The sequence below is a fragment of the Meiothermus sp. genome, from assembly GCF_037443965.1.
In the GTDB taxonomy this organism is placed as follows: domain Bacteria; phylum Deinococcota; class Deinococci; order Deinococcales; family Thermaceae; genus Meiothermus.
This window is the reverse complement of sequence record NZ_JBBINI010000019.1, coordinates 1-15,319: the sequence shown is the minus strand read 5'-3', so window position 1 is coordinate 15,319 and position 15,319 is coordinate 1. Positions and strand designations below refer to the sequence as shown.

The window sequence follows — 15,319 nt, the reverse complement described above, 5'->3', positions numbered from 1 at the left end:
TGCGGAGCAAAGCATGAGCATCCTCTGGTTTTTACTGATCATCTCCATCAGCATCTTCGTACACGAGCTGGGCCACTACCTGGCCGCCCGTGTGCAGGGGGTGGGGGTCAAGAACTTTGGAGTGGGTTTTGGCCCTACCCTTCTCAAGTTTGAGCGCTGGGGCACCACCTGGCGGCTCAATGCCATCCCGCTGGGCGGCTACGCTGAAATAGAGGGCATGATGCCCGGCGACACCCACGGTTACGCGCGGCTTTCGGGGCTGGGCAAGTTCTTTATTCTAGTGGCTGGCGTGGTCATGAACCTGCTTTTGGCCTGGGGGGTGCTGGCCGCACTCTCCTCTATTCAGGGCATCCCCCAGACCCGCGCCGAGGTCACCGAGGTGCTGCCCGGCAGCCTGGCCGAGCAAGCCGGTTTTAAGGTGGGCGACCGCATCCTCAGTTTGAACGGGGAGAAGCTCACCGCCTACGACCAGGTCACCCGTTTCCGCCAGAGCACCGGCGAAAAAGTGTTCGTGGTGCTGCGCGATGGTGCCGAGGTGACCATACGATTCAACTGGGACAACACCCAGGCCCGGCTGGGCATCGTCTACCGGCCCGAGGTGGAGGGCTACACCCGCATCAACTTCATCCAGGGGTTTGCTCGAGCCGTCGGCGAAACGGTGGTGGCGGTACCGCGCTTCGTGCAGGAGTTTGTGGGCAGCATCGCCCGCATCCTCTCGGGCCAGCAGGCCCAAGGGGTGGCGGGGCCGGTGGGCATCGTCAACATCACCGGGCAGGCCGCGCAGCAGGGCCTTGCTACGTTGGTGGGGCTGCTGGCCGCCATCAACCTCTCGCTGGCGGTGTTCAACCTGCTGCCCATCCCAGGGCTAGACGGCGGGCGCATCCTGGTGCTCATCGCCAACGCTTTGAGCGGGGGCCGCATCAAACCCGAGACCGAGGCCCGGCTCTCGTACGGAGGGTTCATTTTTTTAATTCTCCTGATTGTGCTGGTCACCATCAACGATATCCGCAACCTCAGCGGCGGCTAGATTGCCATCGCACGATAGAATAATCCCTGATGGACACCACGGTGCTCATACCGGCTTACAACGAGGCAGGCCACATCGGGGCCGTGGTGGCCGCTGCGCAGGAGGCCGGTTTTCCGGTGCTGGTGGTGGACGACGGTTCCACGGACGCAACCGCCCAGGCCGCCGAAGCCGCCGGGGCCAGGGTGCTGCGCTTGCCCGAGAACCGCGGCAAAAGCGAGGCCCTGGCCTTCGGTCTGGCCCACGTGCAAACCCCCTATGTGCTGCTGCTGGACGCCGATCTGGTGGGGCTAAAAGCTCAACACCTGCTGAAGCTGCTCGAGCCGGTGCGAAGCGGCCAACTGGACATGGCCATTGGGGTCTTCAAGTCCGGGGGCCTGATGACCGACTTCGGCAACCGCGCCACCCCTTTTTTGTCGGGGCAGCGGGCCTGCACCACCCAGTGGCTCCGCAGCGTGCCCAACCTGACCGAGCGGCGCTGGCCCGAGCCCGCCATCACCGACCACCTAGCCCGCACCCAGGCCCGCTGGGCCTACGTTGAACTCCACGGGGCCGGCCAGGTCATGAAAGAGCAAAAACGCGGTTTCTGGAAGGGGCTGGGCATGCGCCTCAAGATGTACGCCGAGCTGCTAAAGTACCGTTTTGGGCGAAAGACCAGAGCTTGAACTGCCCTGACCAAAGACCCCTAGCGTTGAGACCGCAGGGGGTGGCTATGCGAATCGAAGTGGCCGTGATGATGCAGGTGCACGTACCCGACGACACCGACCTCGAGGATCTGAGCCTAGAGATTGACGAGGAGGGCCTGCGCTTCGTGAGCAAGGGTCAGGTGGTGGCCGAGGCCAGACAGATCGAGGACTACTACATTGACGATATCGAGTCGGAAGAAGACGATTGGGACGACGAGGATGAAGACAAAGAGGATGGGCAATAACATGGATAAATACCCTTGTAATTGCCTACTTATTCAAGGTATTATTATGCAAATCAATAGCTTCTAGCTTTGGCGGGCCTTGCAGCCATAATCGCATCAAGCCTGGCTAAGGGCGATATGGAGACACATGATGCAACGAATCGCTGTTTCTGGTAAGGGCGGCAGTGGCAAGACCACCATCTCGGGAACATTGGCGCGGCTGGCGGGACGGCGGCTGGGCCACGTGCTGGCAGTAGACGGCGACCCCAACCCCAACCTCGGGCGGGCGATGGGAGTGCAGCACGACGGGGTGTGGCCCCTGCTGCCCACCAACCTGATGAAGGTCGAGGAGATTGACGGCAAGCGGGTCTCGAAGCTAGCGCTTCCCGTCCAGCAAATCCTCACCGAGCACACCGTGGCCGGGCCGGACGGGGTGCAACTGCTGGCCCTGGGCGAGGTGGACGAGCCCAGCAAGGGCTGTCTGTGCAGCCGCCACGGGATGGTGCGCGAGATCGTGGGCGCGGCAGTGGAGGAGGCAGACCAGGCGGTGATTTTGGACATGGAGGCTTCGCTCGAACACATGCGCCGGGGCACCGTGCGCCACGTGGACAAGCTGCTGGTGGTGACCGAGCCGTATTACCGTGCTTTGGAGTCGGCAGGGCGGCTAGTCAAGCTTGCCAGGGAGATGGGCCTCAAGGAAATCTACGGCGTTGCCAACAAGGTTCGCACCCCTGCCGAGGAAGAAGTGGTGCTCAACTACTTCAAGACCCTGGACATCCCGGTAATCGCGGTAGTGCCCTTCGACGACACCGTGACCGCCGCCGACCTCGAGGGCAAACCCGTTCTTGATTACAATCCCCAGGCCCCTTCGATCCGGGCGGTTTCGGGGATGCTGGATAGGCTGATGGCCTAGGGAGGGGAGCATGGTCAAGGAACCCACCACCAACGGCTCGAGCGGCAACGGACTTACCCCGCTCTCGGGCATCACCGACGTGCTAACTGGGCTGTCCAAGAATTACAAGGAAGTTCATGCCTTTTGGATTGCTGGGATGAGCTGCGACGGCTGCACCATCGGGGTCTCGGGGGCCACCAAGCCCTCGGTCGAAGACCTCTTAACTGGGCGCTTGCCGGGTCTGCCCAAGATCATCCTGCACCATCCCGTTTTGGCGGTGACGGTTGGGCACGGTTTTATGGATGCCTTCTACAAAGCCTGGAAAGGCGAACTCAACGCGCCTTATGTGGTGATTATGGAAGGCTCCGCGCCCGATGAAACGCTGAACAACAGTACGGGCGGCTACTGGTCGGGGTTGGGGGCCGAGACCCCCGACGGCGATGTGTGGAATTCCCAGCCCGTACCCTCGATGGAGTGGATTCGGCGGCTGGCCCCCGGTGCAGCCGCCACTATAGCGGTGGGGACTTGTGCCACTTGGGGTGGGATTCCTGCCGCTGCGGGCAACCTGACCAACTCGATGGGGCTGATGGACTACCTGGGCAAGGACTACCGCAGCGTGCTGGGCCTGCCGGTCATCAACATCCCCGGCTGCTCGCCGCTGGGTGACAACATCACCGAGACCATCGCCACCGTCTTGATGTTCCTACAAGGCATGGGGCCGCTGCCGGAGTTCGACGAGTTGGGGCGGCCCGCCTGGCTGTTCCGCGAGACCGTCCACCGGGGCTGTACCAGGGCGGGCTACTACGAGGAAGGCACCTTCGCCAAGGAGTATGGCGACCGCGAGTGCCTGGTGGAAGTCGGCTGCTGGGGGCCAGTGGTGCAGTGCAACATCGTCTCCCGTGGGGCCATCAACAACACCGGCGGCTGCATGAAGGCCGGGGGCATCTGCATCGGCTGCACCATGCCGGGCTTCCCCGACAAGTTCGCTCCCTTTTACACCGAGCCGCCAGGAGCCAAGTTCTCCGGCACGATCTCGCGCGGTACGGGCACCTTCGTTTCCACCCTGCGCCGCCTCTCACAGCGCCAAGCCAACATGACCGAGCGCTGGAAGAAGACCGGCGTACCCTCGGGCTGGGGTGAGGTCGCGCCGCAGAGCCCGGTGGACAAGATTTACAGCTTCTTCTACGAGAAAGTCCAATACTGGGGCTCGCAAAAGCCCGGTAGCCGAAAGGTCTGATGATGATCTGGTTCGTGCTGGCAATGCTGATCGTGGCGGTGGTGGCGGTCTTGCTGATCTGGATTCTGACCGAGGCCACCGGGATTCGTACCGCCGCCGTCCGCGCCCTAAACGCGGCAGGCGCGGTGGAGAACAACACCAAAATTCTCTGGAAAATCCCCGAACTCAACCAGCTTTTAGATACCGGTTACGGCGTGGTGGCCTCGATTGCCGACAAAGCCCACCAAGCCGCCGACGCGGTTGACCCCCCAAGGAGAAACGCATGACTACCTGGCTGGTTCTCTTGGCGATTGGGCTAGTAGTGGTGGGTGTGGTGGCTTATTTGCTCAACGCCATCCTCAAAGAAGCCCAAACCATCGAGAAAGGTGCAAGCGCGATTTGGGACGGCGGCAAGCGGGTGGCCAACAATACCGTACACGTGCCCGACCTGATCCGCACCAACCACTACGTTGGGAAAATCCTGGCTGGGGTGCCGGGACTGCACGGCGACCTCGAGCGCGTCCGCAAACACGCCGAGACCTGCCCCGGCTGCCCGCGGTGCGTGGTAGGGGGCAAACTGTGAACACCTTTTTAGCCCTACTAACCCTCTTGGTCTTCGCATTGTTCGCGGGCGTTCTGGTCTACTTCCTGACCCGTATCGCCCAGACCCTCGAGGCCATCGGCTCCCGCGAGCCTTCCACCATCGGGCGGCGCAGCGCCTACCCCAGCTACCTGGCTCGGATTGCGCTGGGCGTGAGCGCCATCGAAAAAGAACTCTCGGCCCTCGGCCCCGAGGCCACCAAGCTCAACGAGGGCTTGGGCAAGCTGGCGGGCGGATTGGAAGCCCTCAAGACCTCGGTGGGCGGCACCATCAAGGCCGTCGAGAAGCAGAGAGGTGCTTGATGGAAGGTGCTTATCTGGTCTGGGGGATTGGGCTGGTAATCGCCTACTTAGCGGTGCCGCTCCTGCTGTGGCTTCTACTACGAATTTGGCGGGCAGCCTGGAAGATTGAGCATTATGCCAGGGTCACCCGGCAGTCTACGCAGAAAATTGTGCAGCACTTGGAGAACATCCCCGCCCTCGATACCACCGAGGCCGGGTTGCAGGGCGCGAACACCATCGGCAAAGATGTGGCCGCCGGGGCCGAAGCCCTGACCGCCCTGCTGGCCCGCCGCGCAGGGGGTAAGCCATGAGCCTTCACGCCATCCTGACTATCATTTGGGTTGCGGCGGTGGTGCTGGTGCTGGCCGTCGCGATAATCAGCACGGGGATTGCGCTACGCCGTGCACGGCTGCACCTCGAGGGCGTAGCCGACGACCTGGAAAAAGTCGCCCAGCAAGCCCAGCCCCTCGAGCCCAAGCTGGCCTCGATCTTCGGAGAGTTGCAGGGCCTGGCAGGATCGCTGATTCGGGTGGACGCGGGGCTGGGGAAGATTCTCGAGGTCATTGGCGGTCTGGTGCGCAAGTAGGAGGAAGTCACATGTGCTTTCAATATCTCCCCATCGAATTCGATGCTTCGGGTAAGGCCCGACTCAAAGACGACGTGCGCGACCCCTACGGCTACCAGGTCGCCGACCTGGGGGCCAACGAGGACAAGCTCAAGGAACTGCTGGCCCGCAACGGCTTTATCAAGTCGGTGGACTACGACCCGGTGACCCGCGTGGCCGGGGCGCTGGCCTTCCACAGCGTGGTGGACTTGGAAAACCGTACGGTGCTTTCCGCCAACAGCATGGCGACCATCTTCCGGGGCTACGAGGTGATCCTCAAGGGGCGCGACCCCCGCGACGCAATCTTTATCTCCTCGAGGGCCTGCGGCGTTTGCGGCGGCGTCCACGCCACGGTGAGCGCCGAGGCCCTCGAGATGGCCTTCGACATCCGTCCGCCCAAGTTGGGCATCTTGCTGCGGAACCTGCTGCTGGGCCTCGAGTACCTCTACGACCATCCGCTGCACCTCTTCCTGCTGGCCGGGCCTGACTACTCCGAAGCGCTGGTGCGGGCCACCAACCCCGGCCTGTGGGACAAAGCCCGCAAGACCCTCGCGCCCAGGACCGAGCAGCACGGCTACGGCACTATGGCCGAACTGCTCACCGACATGAACCCGCTCACCGGCAGCCTCTACCTCGAGGCCCTGCACATGACCCGCGTGGCGAGAGAAGCCTACGTGGTGATCGGCGGCAAGTACCCCCACCCCGAAACGGTGGTGCCCGGCGGCATCAGCGCCACGGTCAGCCTCCAGATGATGAACGAGGTCTACCAGCGCCTTCAACCGTTCTTCGACTACTCCAAAAAGGTGGTGGCGATCTGGGAGGACATCACCCAGTTCTTCTACGAGGCCGACCCCAAATACAAGCAGTGCGGCACCCGCCCCGCCAACCTGATGGATACAGGTGTATGGGACGACCCCGAGACCTACGATGCCAGCTACAAAAACATCGAGACCTGGGGAGACCGCCGCTGGTCGGTGCCGGGGGTGATCATCGGTGGCCAGCAGGTGACCACCAGCCTGCAAAACCTGAATATTGGCCTCGAGGAGTTTATCGAGCGCTCGTATTACCACGACGCCGCCGGGAACCGCTTCCCCCACGACCCCCTGGGCGCGCCGCTCTCCCCCAACCACCCCTGGAACCGCGAGACCAAGCCCCGCCCCGGCCCCCAGAACTGGAAAGACCGCTACTCCTGGAGCACCACCCCGCGCTGGGACAGACAGAGCTGCGAGGCCGGAGCCTATGCCCGCGTCTGGAACGCCGCCGCCGCCAACAAGCTGCCCTACCGTCGCTTCATAGACCCCACCGGGCATAGCCTGAAGATTCTGGTTCCCGAGGGCAAGCGGCCCGAGCAGGTGCTCGAGTGGCACATCCCGCAGGTCTGGAACGCCTTCGAGCGCAACCTGGCCCGTGCTTACTGCATCCCCTTTAGCGCGATGGCCGCGATGGACAACTGGCTGATGGCGATGGAATGCCTTAAGCGGGGCGACACCGATGTAGCTACGCCCTTCGAGATTCCCCGCAGAGGCACGCACATCGGCGCGGGCTTCTGGGGCGCAGGCCGGGGCTTCCTGACCCACCACATCGTGGCCGACAACGGGGCCATCACCAACTACCAGATTTGCACCCCCTCTACGGTGAATGCGGCCCCCAGGGATCCCTGGGGCCACCCCAGCCCCTACGAGGAATCGGTGATGAAAACCCCGATCTTGGAGGAGTTCGACAAGCCCGACAACTACACCGGCATAGACATCCTCCGGGCCATCCGCAGCTTCGACCCCTGCATGCCCTGCACCACCCACATCATGGTGGACAAGCACGATTTGGTGATTACGAGGGAAGTAAATACGTGTGGGTGTGGGGTTTAGCGATTTTGAAGCTAGGAGGCTTATGGAGACCTTTCACTACTCCATAAGCCCATTTATCAATGCTGTAACTACTGGAGAGATTGAGGTATACAACGAATTTAGTTTACAGCTTGAAATGGGTCTGTTTCTTCGTAATAAATTGCAAGGTTACAGAGTTCAATTCGAGCGCAACGTCTACTTCTTTACCCACAGCAGATCAGCCTTCACAAAAAAAGAGATTGACATATCCGTTTTTTCTAAAGACGGGAATGAGCTTAAGTTAGCTATCGAGTTGAAGTACCCACGAAACGGACAATATCCTGAGCAGATGTTCAGTTTTTGCAAAGATGTGGCGTTTATCGAAGAGCTACAAAGAACTGGATTTCAACGGACTGCGCTATTGATTTTTGCCGAAGACCCCTTGTTCTATCAAGGCTCGCTCGAGGGTATTTACGGCTTTTTTCGCGCTGCTAAACCACTGCACGGCCGAATTCAAAAGCTGACTGGGGCAAAGGACTCAGAAGTGACTATTAATGGTACATACACTGTGATGTGGAGACCAGTCATCGGCGCTCTGAAGTACACTCTTATTGAGGTTGGTGATGTCAGATAAAACCAATCTCGAGCCCAAAACTCTCATCGCTGGAGTGGGGCACCGCTTCTGGCGCGACCGCTCGGCGGGGCCGGAGTTCTGCGACCGGTTGGGGCGACTCGAGTGGCCCCCCCACGTCACCGTGGCCGACTACAGCTTCGGGGCAATACCAATGATGTACCAGCTTCAGGACGACCAGTACACACGGGCGCTGTTTGTGGCCTCGGAGGCCAGGGGCCGCGAGCCGGGGACGCTGCGGCTCTACCGCGCCGACCCCGAACTACCCAAAACGGTGGATGTTTTCCAGGAGTACATGAACGAGGCAGGCTCGGGGGTGATTGCCATCGAATTGCTGCTGGTGATCGCCAAACAGTTCAATGCCTTGCCCGCCGAGACCTGGGTGCTCGAGATCGAACCCGTCGAACCCAATGGCCCGGAGGGTCTCACACCCGAAGTACAGGCCTTGTACCCTAAAGTAGAGGCAATAGCGCGGGCCTTTGTGATGGGCGAGTTACCGCCCGAACTGGTGGAACAACACGCTGAGTTCGGGCTGCAACGCCCCTTCACCCCGCGCAAGGTGGAGGTGCGCCCATGATGTTGAGAAGTTCTGATCGGCGAGCGGAGGTGTGCTCATGACGCTCGAGGAACTCCGGCTGCGCGACGAAATTTTGCAGGTGCTGTACTGGCTCAAGGGCGAGAACCTGGGCGAGACCGCCACCGCCCAGCAGGTCTCGGTGCTGGTGGGCTCGAGCCCCGAGCTGATCGGGAAAGTCTTCGAGATGATGCAGCTCGAGGGCCTCCTGTTGGGCGCGGGCGAGGCCACCGTGCAGCTCACCGAGTTGGGCCACAAGGAAGGCGGGCGGCGCTTCAACGATGCCTTCGCCGATCTGACCCGCTCCGCCCACGGAGCTTGCGGCCCCGACTGCGAGGACTGCATGATCAACGGCCCCGAGAACTGCCAACACCACAACCGCAAGCCGGAATGGATGTGAGCGCAGGATGTCGGTAGAAGTCTCGCTGGACGAACTGGTGGCCGAGCTGAATGCGCGGATACAGAACCTCGAGGCCCTGCCCTTCCCGCAGGTGCGCGAGGAGGTCTTCGCAGTGCTGCAAATTACCGACTACATCCACCGGGCGGGGGTGGAGCGGCTGGGCGAGCGACTGGCGCGGGCTGGGCTGCTCGAGGAAGTGCTGCAAGACCCGGCCGTAAACCTGCTCTTCACCCTCTACAACCAGAACCCCCACGACCAGGCCTCGCTGGCGGAACAAGCCCTCGAGCTGGTGCGCCCCTACATGCAGTCGCACGGCGGCGAGGTGGAGGTGCTGGCAGTCGAAGACGGCGTGGTTCACGTGCGGCTGCAAGGCTCCTGCAAGACCTGCGCGGCTTCGGCGGCGACGCTCAAGAATGGCATTGAGGTCGCCCTGCGCAGTGGGTTACCCGGTTTCAAGGGCCTGGTCGTCCACGAGCCCGAACCCGATGAACCTATCCCTGGCCTGATCGAGTTGCCGATGGCGGGTATGGGTGCGCCTGCTCCGACTACCGTACAAGCCCCCGTATTTACGCAAGTTGCGGAGTTCTCGAGCCTCTCCGAGACCCACGTCACCCCGGTTTTTGCCGGTGAAAAAGAGGTAATCCTGGTGCGACTGGGGGGGGAGGTCAACGCCTTCGACTGCACCTGCCCCGGCTGCCGAATGCCTCTGAACGATGCCAAGCTTTCTGGCAACGTGCTGGTATGTACCTGGCAGAACTGCGCCTACGATGCCCGCAACGGGCGGCGGGTAGACGGCGTTGAAGGCGCGTCGTTGCGGATTTACCCGGTGAGCGTGCAGGGCAACCGGGTGCTGCTGGCGACCGACTTGCAGGCGTGGGAGCTGTTCTCGAGATGATTCTGGTGGCGGGCTTCGGCAACCTTTTGCACCGCGACGATGCCTTTGGGGTGCGGCTCCTGGAGCGGTTGCGTGATAATCCAGAACTACCCCCCGAGGTCAAGCTGTTGGACGCGGGCATCGGTGGGATGCACTTCGTGCAGGAGCTATTCAGCGGCTACCGGGCAGTGGTGATTTTGGACGCGCTGGAGGGCCAAACGCCCGGTCAAGTCCGTGTTTTGCAGGCCAGCGTGACCGACCCCCGCACCCTGCCGCCTCGAGTCGAGCGCGACATGCTGGCCGACCTGCACTATGCCGAGCCGGGCCGGGCCATGGCGATGGCCAAGGCGCTGGATAAACTCCCGCCCAAGGCCTACATCGTCGGCTGCGTGCCCGCCGTGATTGACTTAGGGCTTGGGATGTCGCCGGAGGTCGAGAACGCGCTGCCCATTGCCGAGACAAAGCTGATAAAGTTACTGAAAAACCTGCTGAAAGCTGAGGAGGTGGGGAGATGATTTCTGTACTCGAGCAGGGCGTGGGGGCCACGGCAGAAGAGAAGATCAAAACCATTGCACCGCTGGTCGAATACTTCGAGACCGAGATGGGCTTGGGAGCGGGCCGCTTGATGCTGGCGACCAACTTCCTGCGCGATGCGCGGGAGATGCAGCCGAATCTGAGCCTCGAGGCCAGGGCCGCCCTCGAGCAGGCCGAAGCCCTGGTGGTCAGCGTGATGATTCGCTTCCTCAACGCTGACGAGCCCGAGGAATCCGACGACGCGGGGGGCTGCGGCTGTGGAGATGGTTGCGACTGTGCCGAGGGCGCGAAGAAGCAGGCCCAGGTCTGGCTCGACCGGGCCAAGAATCGGTCGTAAGTCGTGTAGGTAGAGGGGAGAAAGCAAGAAGCAGAAAGCCCTGAGTCTTCCCGTTTCTTTTTTCTTTCCACTTTTCTCTTTCCTCGCCTTTTATCCCATAAGGAACCCCATGACCCCTTTCGCCCGCGCCCTACAACGTTCGCGCAAAGAACACGGCTGGAGCCAGGAAGCCTTAGCGCTCAAACTGGACATTACCCAGGCCACGGTCTCGTTCTGGGAGAGCGGGGTGGAGTACCCCAGCTTTAAGCATTTGGCTGCTCTAATCGCGCTGATCCCGGAAGTATTGCCCTATGCCCACCAAGAGGAACTCGAGCTGATCCGCCGATTGATGCGGGCCGAGCGGCTGGCTTTTGGCGGGGGCTGTACTTGTCAGGGGTGTAGCTGCAACTGAAGGTATAGAACCTCTCAGCTATACAACGCGATGTCGGCAGGGGGGCTTTATTTTCATGGCTTTATAAGTTAGCTTATATACAATCAAAAAGGTTCCAGAAATGAGACCCAGGCCCACCGCCGAACGAGTCGAGGGAGCACCTCGAGAACCCACCTTGCGAAAGTTGATCTTCTTCGTCAGTGTGGGCCTCGAGCAGCCCCAGTACGCCGCCAGAGCCTTTCGCTTCGCCCATACCGCTTCCCAAGAGGGTCTGCCCGCCGAAGTGCGACTGACCGGTGAGGCAGTCTTGCTGTTGCGGGATGATGTATACCCGACCATCGAATACCCCAAGCTTAAGCAGCACATGCAGGCTGTGTTGGATGTGCCCGAGATCCTGGTAAGCCTGTGCCCGGTCTCGGCGGAGCGGCTGGGGTTGGGGCTGGATCAAGTGGTTCATCCCAAGATTTTCTTCAAACCCCTCGCAAAGGTGTTGCGCGAGGTTTCTGAAGGGCAGGCGGAGCTGATCTACATCGGCTGAGGAGGCAGAATGAGGCGAATTTTTGCAGCAGGGCTGGTTCTACTAAGTTTGGGTTTGGCGCAAAAAACCTTGGTGGCCGCCACCAACAACGAGCCGCCCCACCTCAACCCGGCCATTACCACGGCGGGCAACGTCAACACCGTGGCGGGCTCGATTTACAACGGCTTGGTGGGGCTGGATGCCAACGCCAATCCTGTGCCCGAACTGGCCGAGCGCTGGGAGGTGCGCGACAACGGCAAGACCTACGTGTTTTTCCTGCGCCAAGGGGTGCGCTGGCACGACGGACAGCCCTTTACCTCGGCGGACGTAAAGTTCACCTTCGAAGAGGTGTTGCTCAAGTTCCACGCACGCACCAGGGCTGGTCTAGAGGGCACCCTCACCCGCATCGAAACCCCCAATGCCAGCACGGTGATCTTCCGCTTTGCTAATCCCTATGCTCCTCTGCTGCGCCGCCTAGACAATATCGAGGCTCCCATCATCCCGCGCCACATCTACCAGGGTAGCGACCCTCTGAACAACCCCGTCAACCAGCGCCCAATCGGGACGGGGCCGTTCAAGTTTGGCGAGTGGCAGCGCGGGCAGCAGGTAATTCTGCTCAAGAACGAGAACTACTGGCGGCAGGGCTTCCCCCGCCTCGACCGGGTAGTCTATCGGTTTATTCCCAATAGCTCAGCAGCGGCGGCGGCCCTCGAGCGCAGCGAGATAGACTACCTCTGGGGCGTGGGCGGTGCAGACGTAGCTCGGCTGCGGCAGGTACAGACGGTACGTCTGGAACGCAATCCGGCTGGCGCGGGCGGCTCGTATTGCATAAACACACTGGTTCCCAACCTGCGCAACCAGTATCTTAAGAATCCCAGGGTGCGCCAAGCCTTCTACCACGCGATTAACCGCGAATTCATCCTCGAGCGGGTCAACTTCGGCCAGGGCCGGGTGGCCAGGGGGCCGATTGCCTCGACCCTGCCCTTCTTCGACCCCAACATCCCCAACTACCCTTTCGACCTGAACCGGGCCAATCAACTCCTCGACGAGGCCGGATTCCCGCGCCGGGCGGGCGGGGTGCGCTTCCAGATTAAGTTCACCTTCGCAGCCACCAATTTTGGCTCGCTGGGCGACGTGCTCAAAGACCAGTTGCGGCAAGCCGGGATTGACCTGGTATTGGAACCTCTCGACTTCAACGCCGCCGTGGACAAGGTCTACGTGAAGAAAGACTTCGATCTGGGCGTGGCCTCGCTGTGCGGTGGCCCCGATCCCGACATCGGCGTCAAGCGCCTGCTCACCTCTAAGAACATCGGCCCCATTGCATTTAGCAACGGCTCGCTGTACGTGAACCCGCTGGTAGATGCATTGCTGGATCGGGCTGTCCAGACCATGGACAACGACCGCCGCATCGCCATTTATCGGCAATTGCAACAGGTTGTAGCCCGCGATCTTCCCTATTTCTGGCTGGTCGAGACCGAGGGTTACCGGGGCTACCGAAGCACGGTGCAGGACATCCAAATATGGCGCAGCAATGCCTTCGAGAATGCGACGGTGGGCGGAAACTAAGGGCTTTCTGCGGGGCCAATCTTTCATGGTTGGCCTCAGCTACGCCGGGGTCGCTGACATGAATGTGCCTTGGGGTCGTAGGGACGAGCGGTGGCTCATCCCTTCATATTCGGCAATGCGACGATGCTCCGGGACACAGGGTCTCTTCTAGTGCTGACACTTTGAGGTTTGCGCTACAAGACAGCTCCCTTGCTTGAGTTTAGATGTTCACCTACGCCGCCCGCCGACTCCTGATCGCTATTCCGCTGCTTCTGGGAATTGCGGCGCTGAACTTTTTGCTGGTTAGCATCGCTCCCGGCGACCCGGTGATCTATCTGCTGGCCGACAGCTCCGATCCTGGCCTGGTGCAGACCCTGCGCGAGCGCTACGGCCTCGAGCAACCCCTCTGGGAGCGCTTTGGGGCCTACCTTTCCTCGCTGCTTCAGGGCAACCTGGGGCAGTCCATCACCCAGGGACGGCCCGTGCTGGAAGCAATTCTGGAGCGGATTCCCGCCACCCTGACTCTGGCGGGGACTTCAGTGCTGATTGCCGCCGGGCTGGGCATACCGCTGGGGCTGTGGCTTGCCAAACTGAGTTTGACCAACCCCAGGCTCGAGCGCAGCGCCTTCCTTAGCATTTTGCTGGGCACCGGGCTGCCGCCCTTTCTGCTGGGGCAACTGATGATTTTGCTGTTCGCGCTGTACCTCGGATTGCTCCCCACCAACGGGATGTACTCGGTGCGCGGAACACCCGAGGGACTGCCGCGCCTGTGGGACTTGTTGACGCACCTCATTTTGCCTGCTTTGACGCTGGGACTTCAGCCACTGGCGACGATTGCCCGGATCACCCGCGCTCAAGCTTTAGAGGTGATGGGCCAGGACTTCGTGACCACCGCCAGGGCCAAGGGCTTGAACGAGCGCGTGGTGCAGAACAAGCACGTCCTCCGCAACGCCCTGCCTGCGCCGGTGACGCTGCTGGCGCTCTCGAGCGGCCACTGGGTGGGCGGGGCAGTGATTACCGAAACGGTGTTTGCCTGGCCTGGGCTGGGGCGGTTGGCAGTGGAGTCTACGCTAGCGCGGGACTACCCGCTGGTGATCGGGGTGATTCTGATAGGTGCGGTCGGAGTAATTCTGGCCAACCTGATTGCCGATGTGGTGGTGGCAGGGCTCGATCCGAGGGTGCGGTATGGGTAGGGGGCAGAGAGCAGAGAGCCAAGGGCAGAGGGCTGGAAACCTTCTAGGGGGCGAGATGGTTTTTGTGCTGATCGTTCTCGGGGCTCTCTTAATCGCTGGCCTGCTTCCTGGGCTGCTAGCGCAGCAGGACCCTTGGCGCACCGGTGGGCCAGCTTTGGCCGCGCCCGGTGGAGAGTACCTGCTGGGCACCGATCAACTGGGGCGGGATGTGTGGAGTCGGTTGGTGCATGGGGCCAGAACTTCGCTGTTGGTGGGTGGGCTGGCAACCCTGATTGCGCTGTTGCTCGGCGGGCTGTTCGGGCTGCTTGCAGGTACGCTGGGCGGCTGGGTAGACGAGTTGCTTATGCGGCTGGCAGAGCTGGTGGACACCGTTCCAGGGCTGCTGCTGGCCCTGCTGGTGATTACCTTGATTGGGGCCGGGATCTGGCAGGTGGCGCTGGTGATTGGGCTGACCGGGTGGACGGGGTTGGCCAGGGTGCTCCGCAGCCGGATGGTCTCGATCCGCGAGGAGGAGTTCGTGGTGGGGGCACGGGCCTTGGGGATGAGCGAGGCCAGGGTCGCACTTAAGCATATGCTCCCGCTGGCCTGGCCCGCGCTACTGGCGCTGCTGCCCTTCCGGCTCGAGGGGGCCATTTTGCTCGAGGCCAGCCTCTCCTTCCTGGGGTTAGGCGATGTGAGTCGGCCTAGTTGGGGTGGCATGTTGCAGGATGCCCAGCCTTACCTAAGGCAGGCTTGGTGGCTGGTAGCAGCTCCGGGTGCAGCGCTGTCCCTGACCTTGTTCGCGCTGAGTTTACTCTCCGACCATTTGCAGCGGCTGGGCAATCCCAAACTGCGTCTACAGGGCAAAACTTCTTGAAAAAGACATTCCTTCGTGTGCTACTTGACCTACCCCAGGGGATGTAAAAAAGAGGGGGTGCTATGGAAACCCACAGAGAGCACCCCCTGTACTATCTTGACGCAGAAACCCTCCTGGTGGCTACCTACGTCTGGGTG

General features: G+C 61.6%; 22 protein-coding genes. All 22 read left to right on the top strand.

Annotated features, from left to right (window positions below; genetic code table 11):
• Nucleotides 1-13: 13 nt before the first annotated feature.
• The gene (locus WKI89_RS11005) at nt 14-1,027 is read left to right on the top strand and encodes a M50 family metallopeptidase (protein ID WP_337869602.1); all 1,014 of its coding nucleotides are present in this window, start codon (nt 14-16) and stop codon (nt 1,025-1,027) included.
• Between the two features lie 29 nt (nt 1,028-1,056).
• On the top strand, nt 1,057-1,689 hold the full coding sequence (locus WKI89_RS11000; RefSeq protein ID WP_337869600.1) for a glycosyltransferase family 2 protein: 633 nt from the start codon (nt 1,057-1,059) through the stop codon (nt 1,687-1,689).
• A 47-nt stretch (nt 1,690-1,736) separates the two neighbouring features.
• Nucleotides 1,737-1,955: a hypothetical protein gene (locus tag WKI89_RS10995; protein WP_337869598.1), complete on the top strand. Its 219-nt coding sequence runs from the start codon at nt 1,737-1,739 to the stop codon at nt 1,953-1,955.
• Between the two features lie 127 nt (nt 1,956-2,082).
• Nucleotides 2,083-2,847: an AAA family ATPase gene (locus WKI89_RS10990; RefSeq protein ID WP_337869597.1), complete on the top strand. Its 765-nt coding sequence runs from the start codon at nt 2,083-2,085 to the stop codon at nt 2,845-2,847.
• 10 nt (nt 2,848-2,857) lie between these two features.
• Nucleotides 2,858-4,063: a hypothetical protein gene (locus WKI89_RS10985; protein ID WP_337869596.1), complete on the top strand. Its 1,206-nt coding sequence runs from the start codon at nt 2,858-2,860 to the stop codon at nt 4,061-4,063.
• Nucleotides 4,063-4,329 (top strand): hypothetical protein, encoded by a 267-nt coding sequence (locus WKI89_RS10980; protein ID WP_337869594.1) that lies wholly within the window; start codon nt 4,063-4,065, stop codon nt 4,327-4,329. Before WKI89_RS10985 ends, WKI89_RS10980 begins: the two co-directional genes overlap by 1 nt.
• The gene (locus tag WKI89_RS10975) at nt 4,326-4,625 is read left to right on the top strand and encodes a hypothetical protein (RefSeq protein ID WP_337869592.1); all 300 of its coding nucleotides are present in this window, start codon (nt 4,326-4,328) and stop codon (nt 4,623-4,625) included. The genes WKI89_RS10980 and WKI89_RS10975 overlap by 4 nt, the downstream gene beginning before the upstream one ends.
• Nucleotides 4,622-4,945 (top strand): hypothetical protein, encoded by a 324-nt coding sequence (locus WKI89_RS10970; protein WP_337869590.1) that lies wholly within the window; start codon nt 4,622-4,624, stop codon nt 4,943-4,945. Before WKI89_RS10975 ends, WKI89_RS10970 begins: the two co-directional genes overlap by 4 nt.
• Nucleotides 4,945-5,235, top strand: a complete 291-nt coding sequence (locus tag WKI89_RS10965; RefSeq protein ID WP_337869587.1) for a hypothetical protein — start codon at nt 4,945-4,947, stop codon at nt 5,233-5,235. Before WKI89_RS10970 ends, WKI89_RS10965 begins: the two co-directional genes overlap by 1 nt.
• A complete protein-coding gene (locus WKI89_RS10960) occupies nt 5,232-5,510 on the top strand; it encodes a hypothetical protein (protein WP_337869586.1) in 279 nt (92 codons plus the stop codon). Before WKI89_RS10965 ends, WKI89_RS10960 begins: the two co-directional genes overlap by 4 nt.
• A gap of 11 nt (nt 5,511-5,521) precedes the next feature.
• Nucleotides 5,522-7,393: a nickel-dependent hydrogenase large subunit gene (locus WKI89_RS10955; RefSeq protein WP_337869584.1), complete on the top strand. Its 1,872-nt coding sequence runs from the start codon at nt 5,522-5,524 to the stop codon at nt 7,391-7,393.
• A 22-nt stretch (nt 7,394-7,415) separates the two neighbouring features.
• Nucleotides 7,416-7,985, top strand: a complete 570-nt coding sequence (locus WKI89_RS10950) for a hypothetical protein (RefSeq protein ID WP_337869582.1) — start codon at nt 7,416-7,418, stop codon at nt 7,983-7,985.
• Nucleotides 7,975-8,559: a hypothetical protein gene (locus tag WKI89_RS10945; RefSeq protein ID WP_337869581.1), complete on the top strand. Its 585-nt coding sequence runs from the start codon at nt 7,975-7,977 to the stop codon at nt 8,557-8,559. The genes WKI89_RS10950 and WKI89_RS10945 overlap by 11 nt, the downstream gene beginning before the upstream one ends.
• A gap of 37 nt (nt 8,560-8,596) precedes the next feature.
• Nucleotides 8,597-8,956, top strand: a complete 360-nt coding sequence (locus tag WKI89_RS10940; RefSeq protein ID WP_337869579.1) for a hypothetical protein — start codon at nt 8,597-8,599, stop codon at nt 8,954-8,956.
• Between the two features lie 7 nt (nt 8,957-8,963).
• The gene (locus WKI89_RS10935; protein WP_337869577.1) at nt 8,964-9,851 is read left to right on the top strand and encodes a NifU family protein; all 888 of its coding nucleotides are present in this window, start codon (nt 8,964-8,966) and stop codon (nt 9,849-9,851) included.
• Entirely contained in the window at nt 9,830-10,345 is a 516-nt protein-coding gene (locus WKI89_RS10930; RefSeq protein WP_337869574.1) for a hydrogenase maturation protease, read from the top strand. The genes WKI89_RS10935 and WKI89_RS10930 overlap by 22 nt, the downstream gene beginning before the upstream one ends.
• Nucleotides 10,342-10,701: a hypothetical protein gene (locus tag WKI89_RS10925; protein ID WP_337869573.1), complete on the top strand. Its 360-nt coding sequence runs from the start codon at nt 10,342-10,344 to the stop codon at nt 10,699-10,701. Before WKI89_RS10930 ends, WKI89_RS10925 begins: the two co-directional genes overlap by 4 nt.
• Nucleotides 10,702-10,810: 109 nt before the next feature.
• Complete coding sequence (locus WKI89_RS10920) at nt 10,811-11,092, top strand: helix-turn-helix transcriptional regulator (protein WP_337869572.1); 282 nt, start codon at nt 10,811-10,813, stop codon at nt 11,090-11,092.
• A 154-nt stretch (nt 11,093-11,246) separates the two neighbouring features.
• Complete coding sequence (locus WKI89_RS10915; RefSeq protein ID WP_337869570.1) at nt 11,247-11,609, top strand: DsrE family protein; 363 nt, start codon at nt 11,247-11,249, stop codon at nt 11,607-11,609.
• Nucleotides 11,610-11,618: 9 nt separating this feature from the next.
• The gene (locus WKI89_RS10910; protein WP_337869568.1) at nt 11,619-13,154 is read left to right on the top strand and encodes an ABC transporter substrate-binding protein; all 1,536 of its coding nucleotides are present in this window, start codon (nt 11,619-11,621) and stop codon (nt 13,152-13,154) included.
• A gap of 203 nt (nt 13,155-13,357) precedes the next feature.
• The gene (locus tag WKI89_RS10905) at nt 13,358-14,326 is read left to right on the top strand and encodes an ABC transporter permease (RefSeq protein WP_337869566.1); all 969 of its coding nucleotides are present in this window, start codon (nt 13,358-13,360) and stop codon (nt 14,324-14,326) included.
• Nucleotides 14,327-14,390: 64 nt separating this feature from the next.
• Nucleotides 14,391-15,182, top strand: coding sequence for an ABC transporter permease (locus WKI89_RS10900; RefSeq protein ID WP_337869565.1), 792 nt, complete (start codon nt 14,391-14,393; stop codon nt 15,180-15,182).
• The last annotated feature ends 137 nt before the right edge of the window (nt 15,183-15,319 follow it).

What these genes read in the sequence shown, in the direction of transcription:
- WKI89_RS11005 (WP_337869602.1), top strand. Translation starts at nt 14, where the DNA reads ATGAGCATCCTCTGGTTTTTACTGATCATCTCCATCAGCATCTTCGTA.
- WKI89_RS11000 (WP_337869600.1), top strand. Translation starts at nt 1,057, where the DNA reads ATGGACACCACGGTGCTCATACCGGCTTACAACGAGGCAGGCCACATC.
- WKI89_RS10995 (WP_337869598.1), top strand. Translation starts at nt 1,737, where the DNA reads ATGCGAATCGAAGTGGCCGTGATGATGCAGGTGCACGTACCCGACGAC.
- WKI89_RS10990 (WP_337869597.1), top strand. Translation starts at nt 2,083, where the DNA reads ATGATGCAACGAATCGCTGTTTCTGGTAAGGGCGGCAGTGGCAAGACC.
- WKI89_RS10985 (WP_337869596.1), top strand. Translation starts at nt 2,858, where the DNA reads ATGGTCAAGGAACCCACCACCAACGGCTCGAGCGGCAACGGACTTACC.
- WKI89_RS10980 (WP_337869594.1), top strand. Translation starts at nt 4,063, where the DNA reads ATGATGATCTGGTTCGTGCTGGCAATGCTGATCGTGGCGGTGGTGGCG.
- WKI89_RS10975 (WP_337869592.1), top strand. Translation starts at nt 4,326, where the DNA reads ATGACTACCTGGCTGGTTCTCTTGGCGATTGGGCTAGTAGTGGTGGGT.
- WKI89_RS10965 (WP_337869587.1), top strand. Translation starts at nt 4,945, where the DNA reads ATGGAAGGTGCTTATCTGGTCTGGGGGATTGGGCTGGTAATCGCCTAC.
- WKI89_RS10960 (WP_337869586.1), top strand. Translation starts at nt 5,232, where the DNA reads ATGAGCCTTCACGCCATCCTGACTATCATTTGGGTTGCGGCGGTGGTG.
- WKI89_RS10955 (WP_337869584.1), top strand. Translation starts at nt 5,522, where the DNA reads ATGTGCTTTCAATATCTCCCCATCGAATTCGATGCTTCGGGTAAGGCC.
- WKI89_RS10950 (WP_337869582.1), top strand. Translation starts at nt 7,416, where the DNA reads ATGGAGACCTTTCACTACTCCATAAGCCCATTTATCAATGCTGTAACT.
- WKI89_RS10945 (WP_337869581.1), top strand. Translation starts at nt 7,975, where the DNA reads ATGTCAGATAAAACCAATCTCGAGCCCAAAACTCTCATCGCTGGAGTG.
- WKI89_RS10940 (WP_337869579.1), top strand. Translation starts at nt 8,597, where the DNA reads ATGACGCTCGAGGAACTCCGGCTGCGCGACGAAATTTTGCAGGTGCTG.
- WKI89_RS10935 (WP_337869577.1), top strand. Translation starts at nt 8,964, where the DNA reads ATGTCGGTAGAAGTCTCGCTGGACGAACTGGTGGCCGAGCTGAATGCG.
- WKI89_RS10925 (WP_337869573.1), top strand. Translation starts at nt 10,342, where the DNA reads ATGATTTCTGTACTCGAGCAGGGCGTGGGGGCCACGGCAGAAGAGAAG.
- WKI89_RS10920 (WP_337869572.1), top strand. Translation starts at nt 10,811, where the DNA reads ATGACCCCTTTCGCCCGCGCCCTACAACGTTCGCGCAAAGAACACGGC.
- WKI89_RS10910 (WP_337869568.1), top strand. Translation starts at nt 11,619, where the DNA reads ATGAGGCGAATTTTTGCAGCAGGGCTGGTTCTACTAAGTTTGGGTTTG.
- WKI89_RS10905 (WP_337869566.1), top strand. Translation starts at nt 13,358, where the DNA reads ATGTTCACCTACGCCGCCCGCCGACTCCTGATCGCTATTCCGCTGCTT.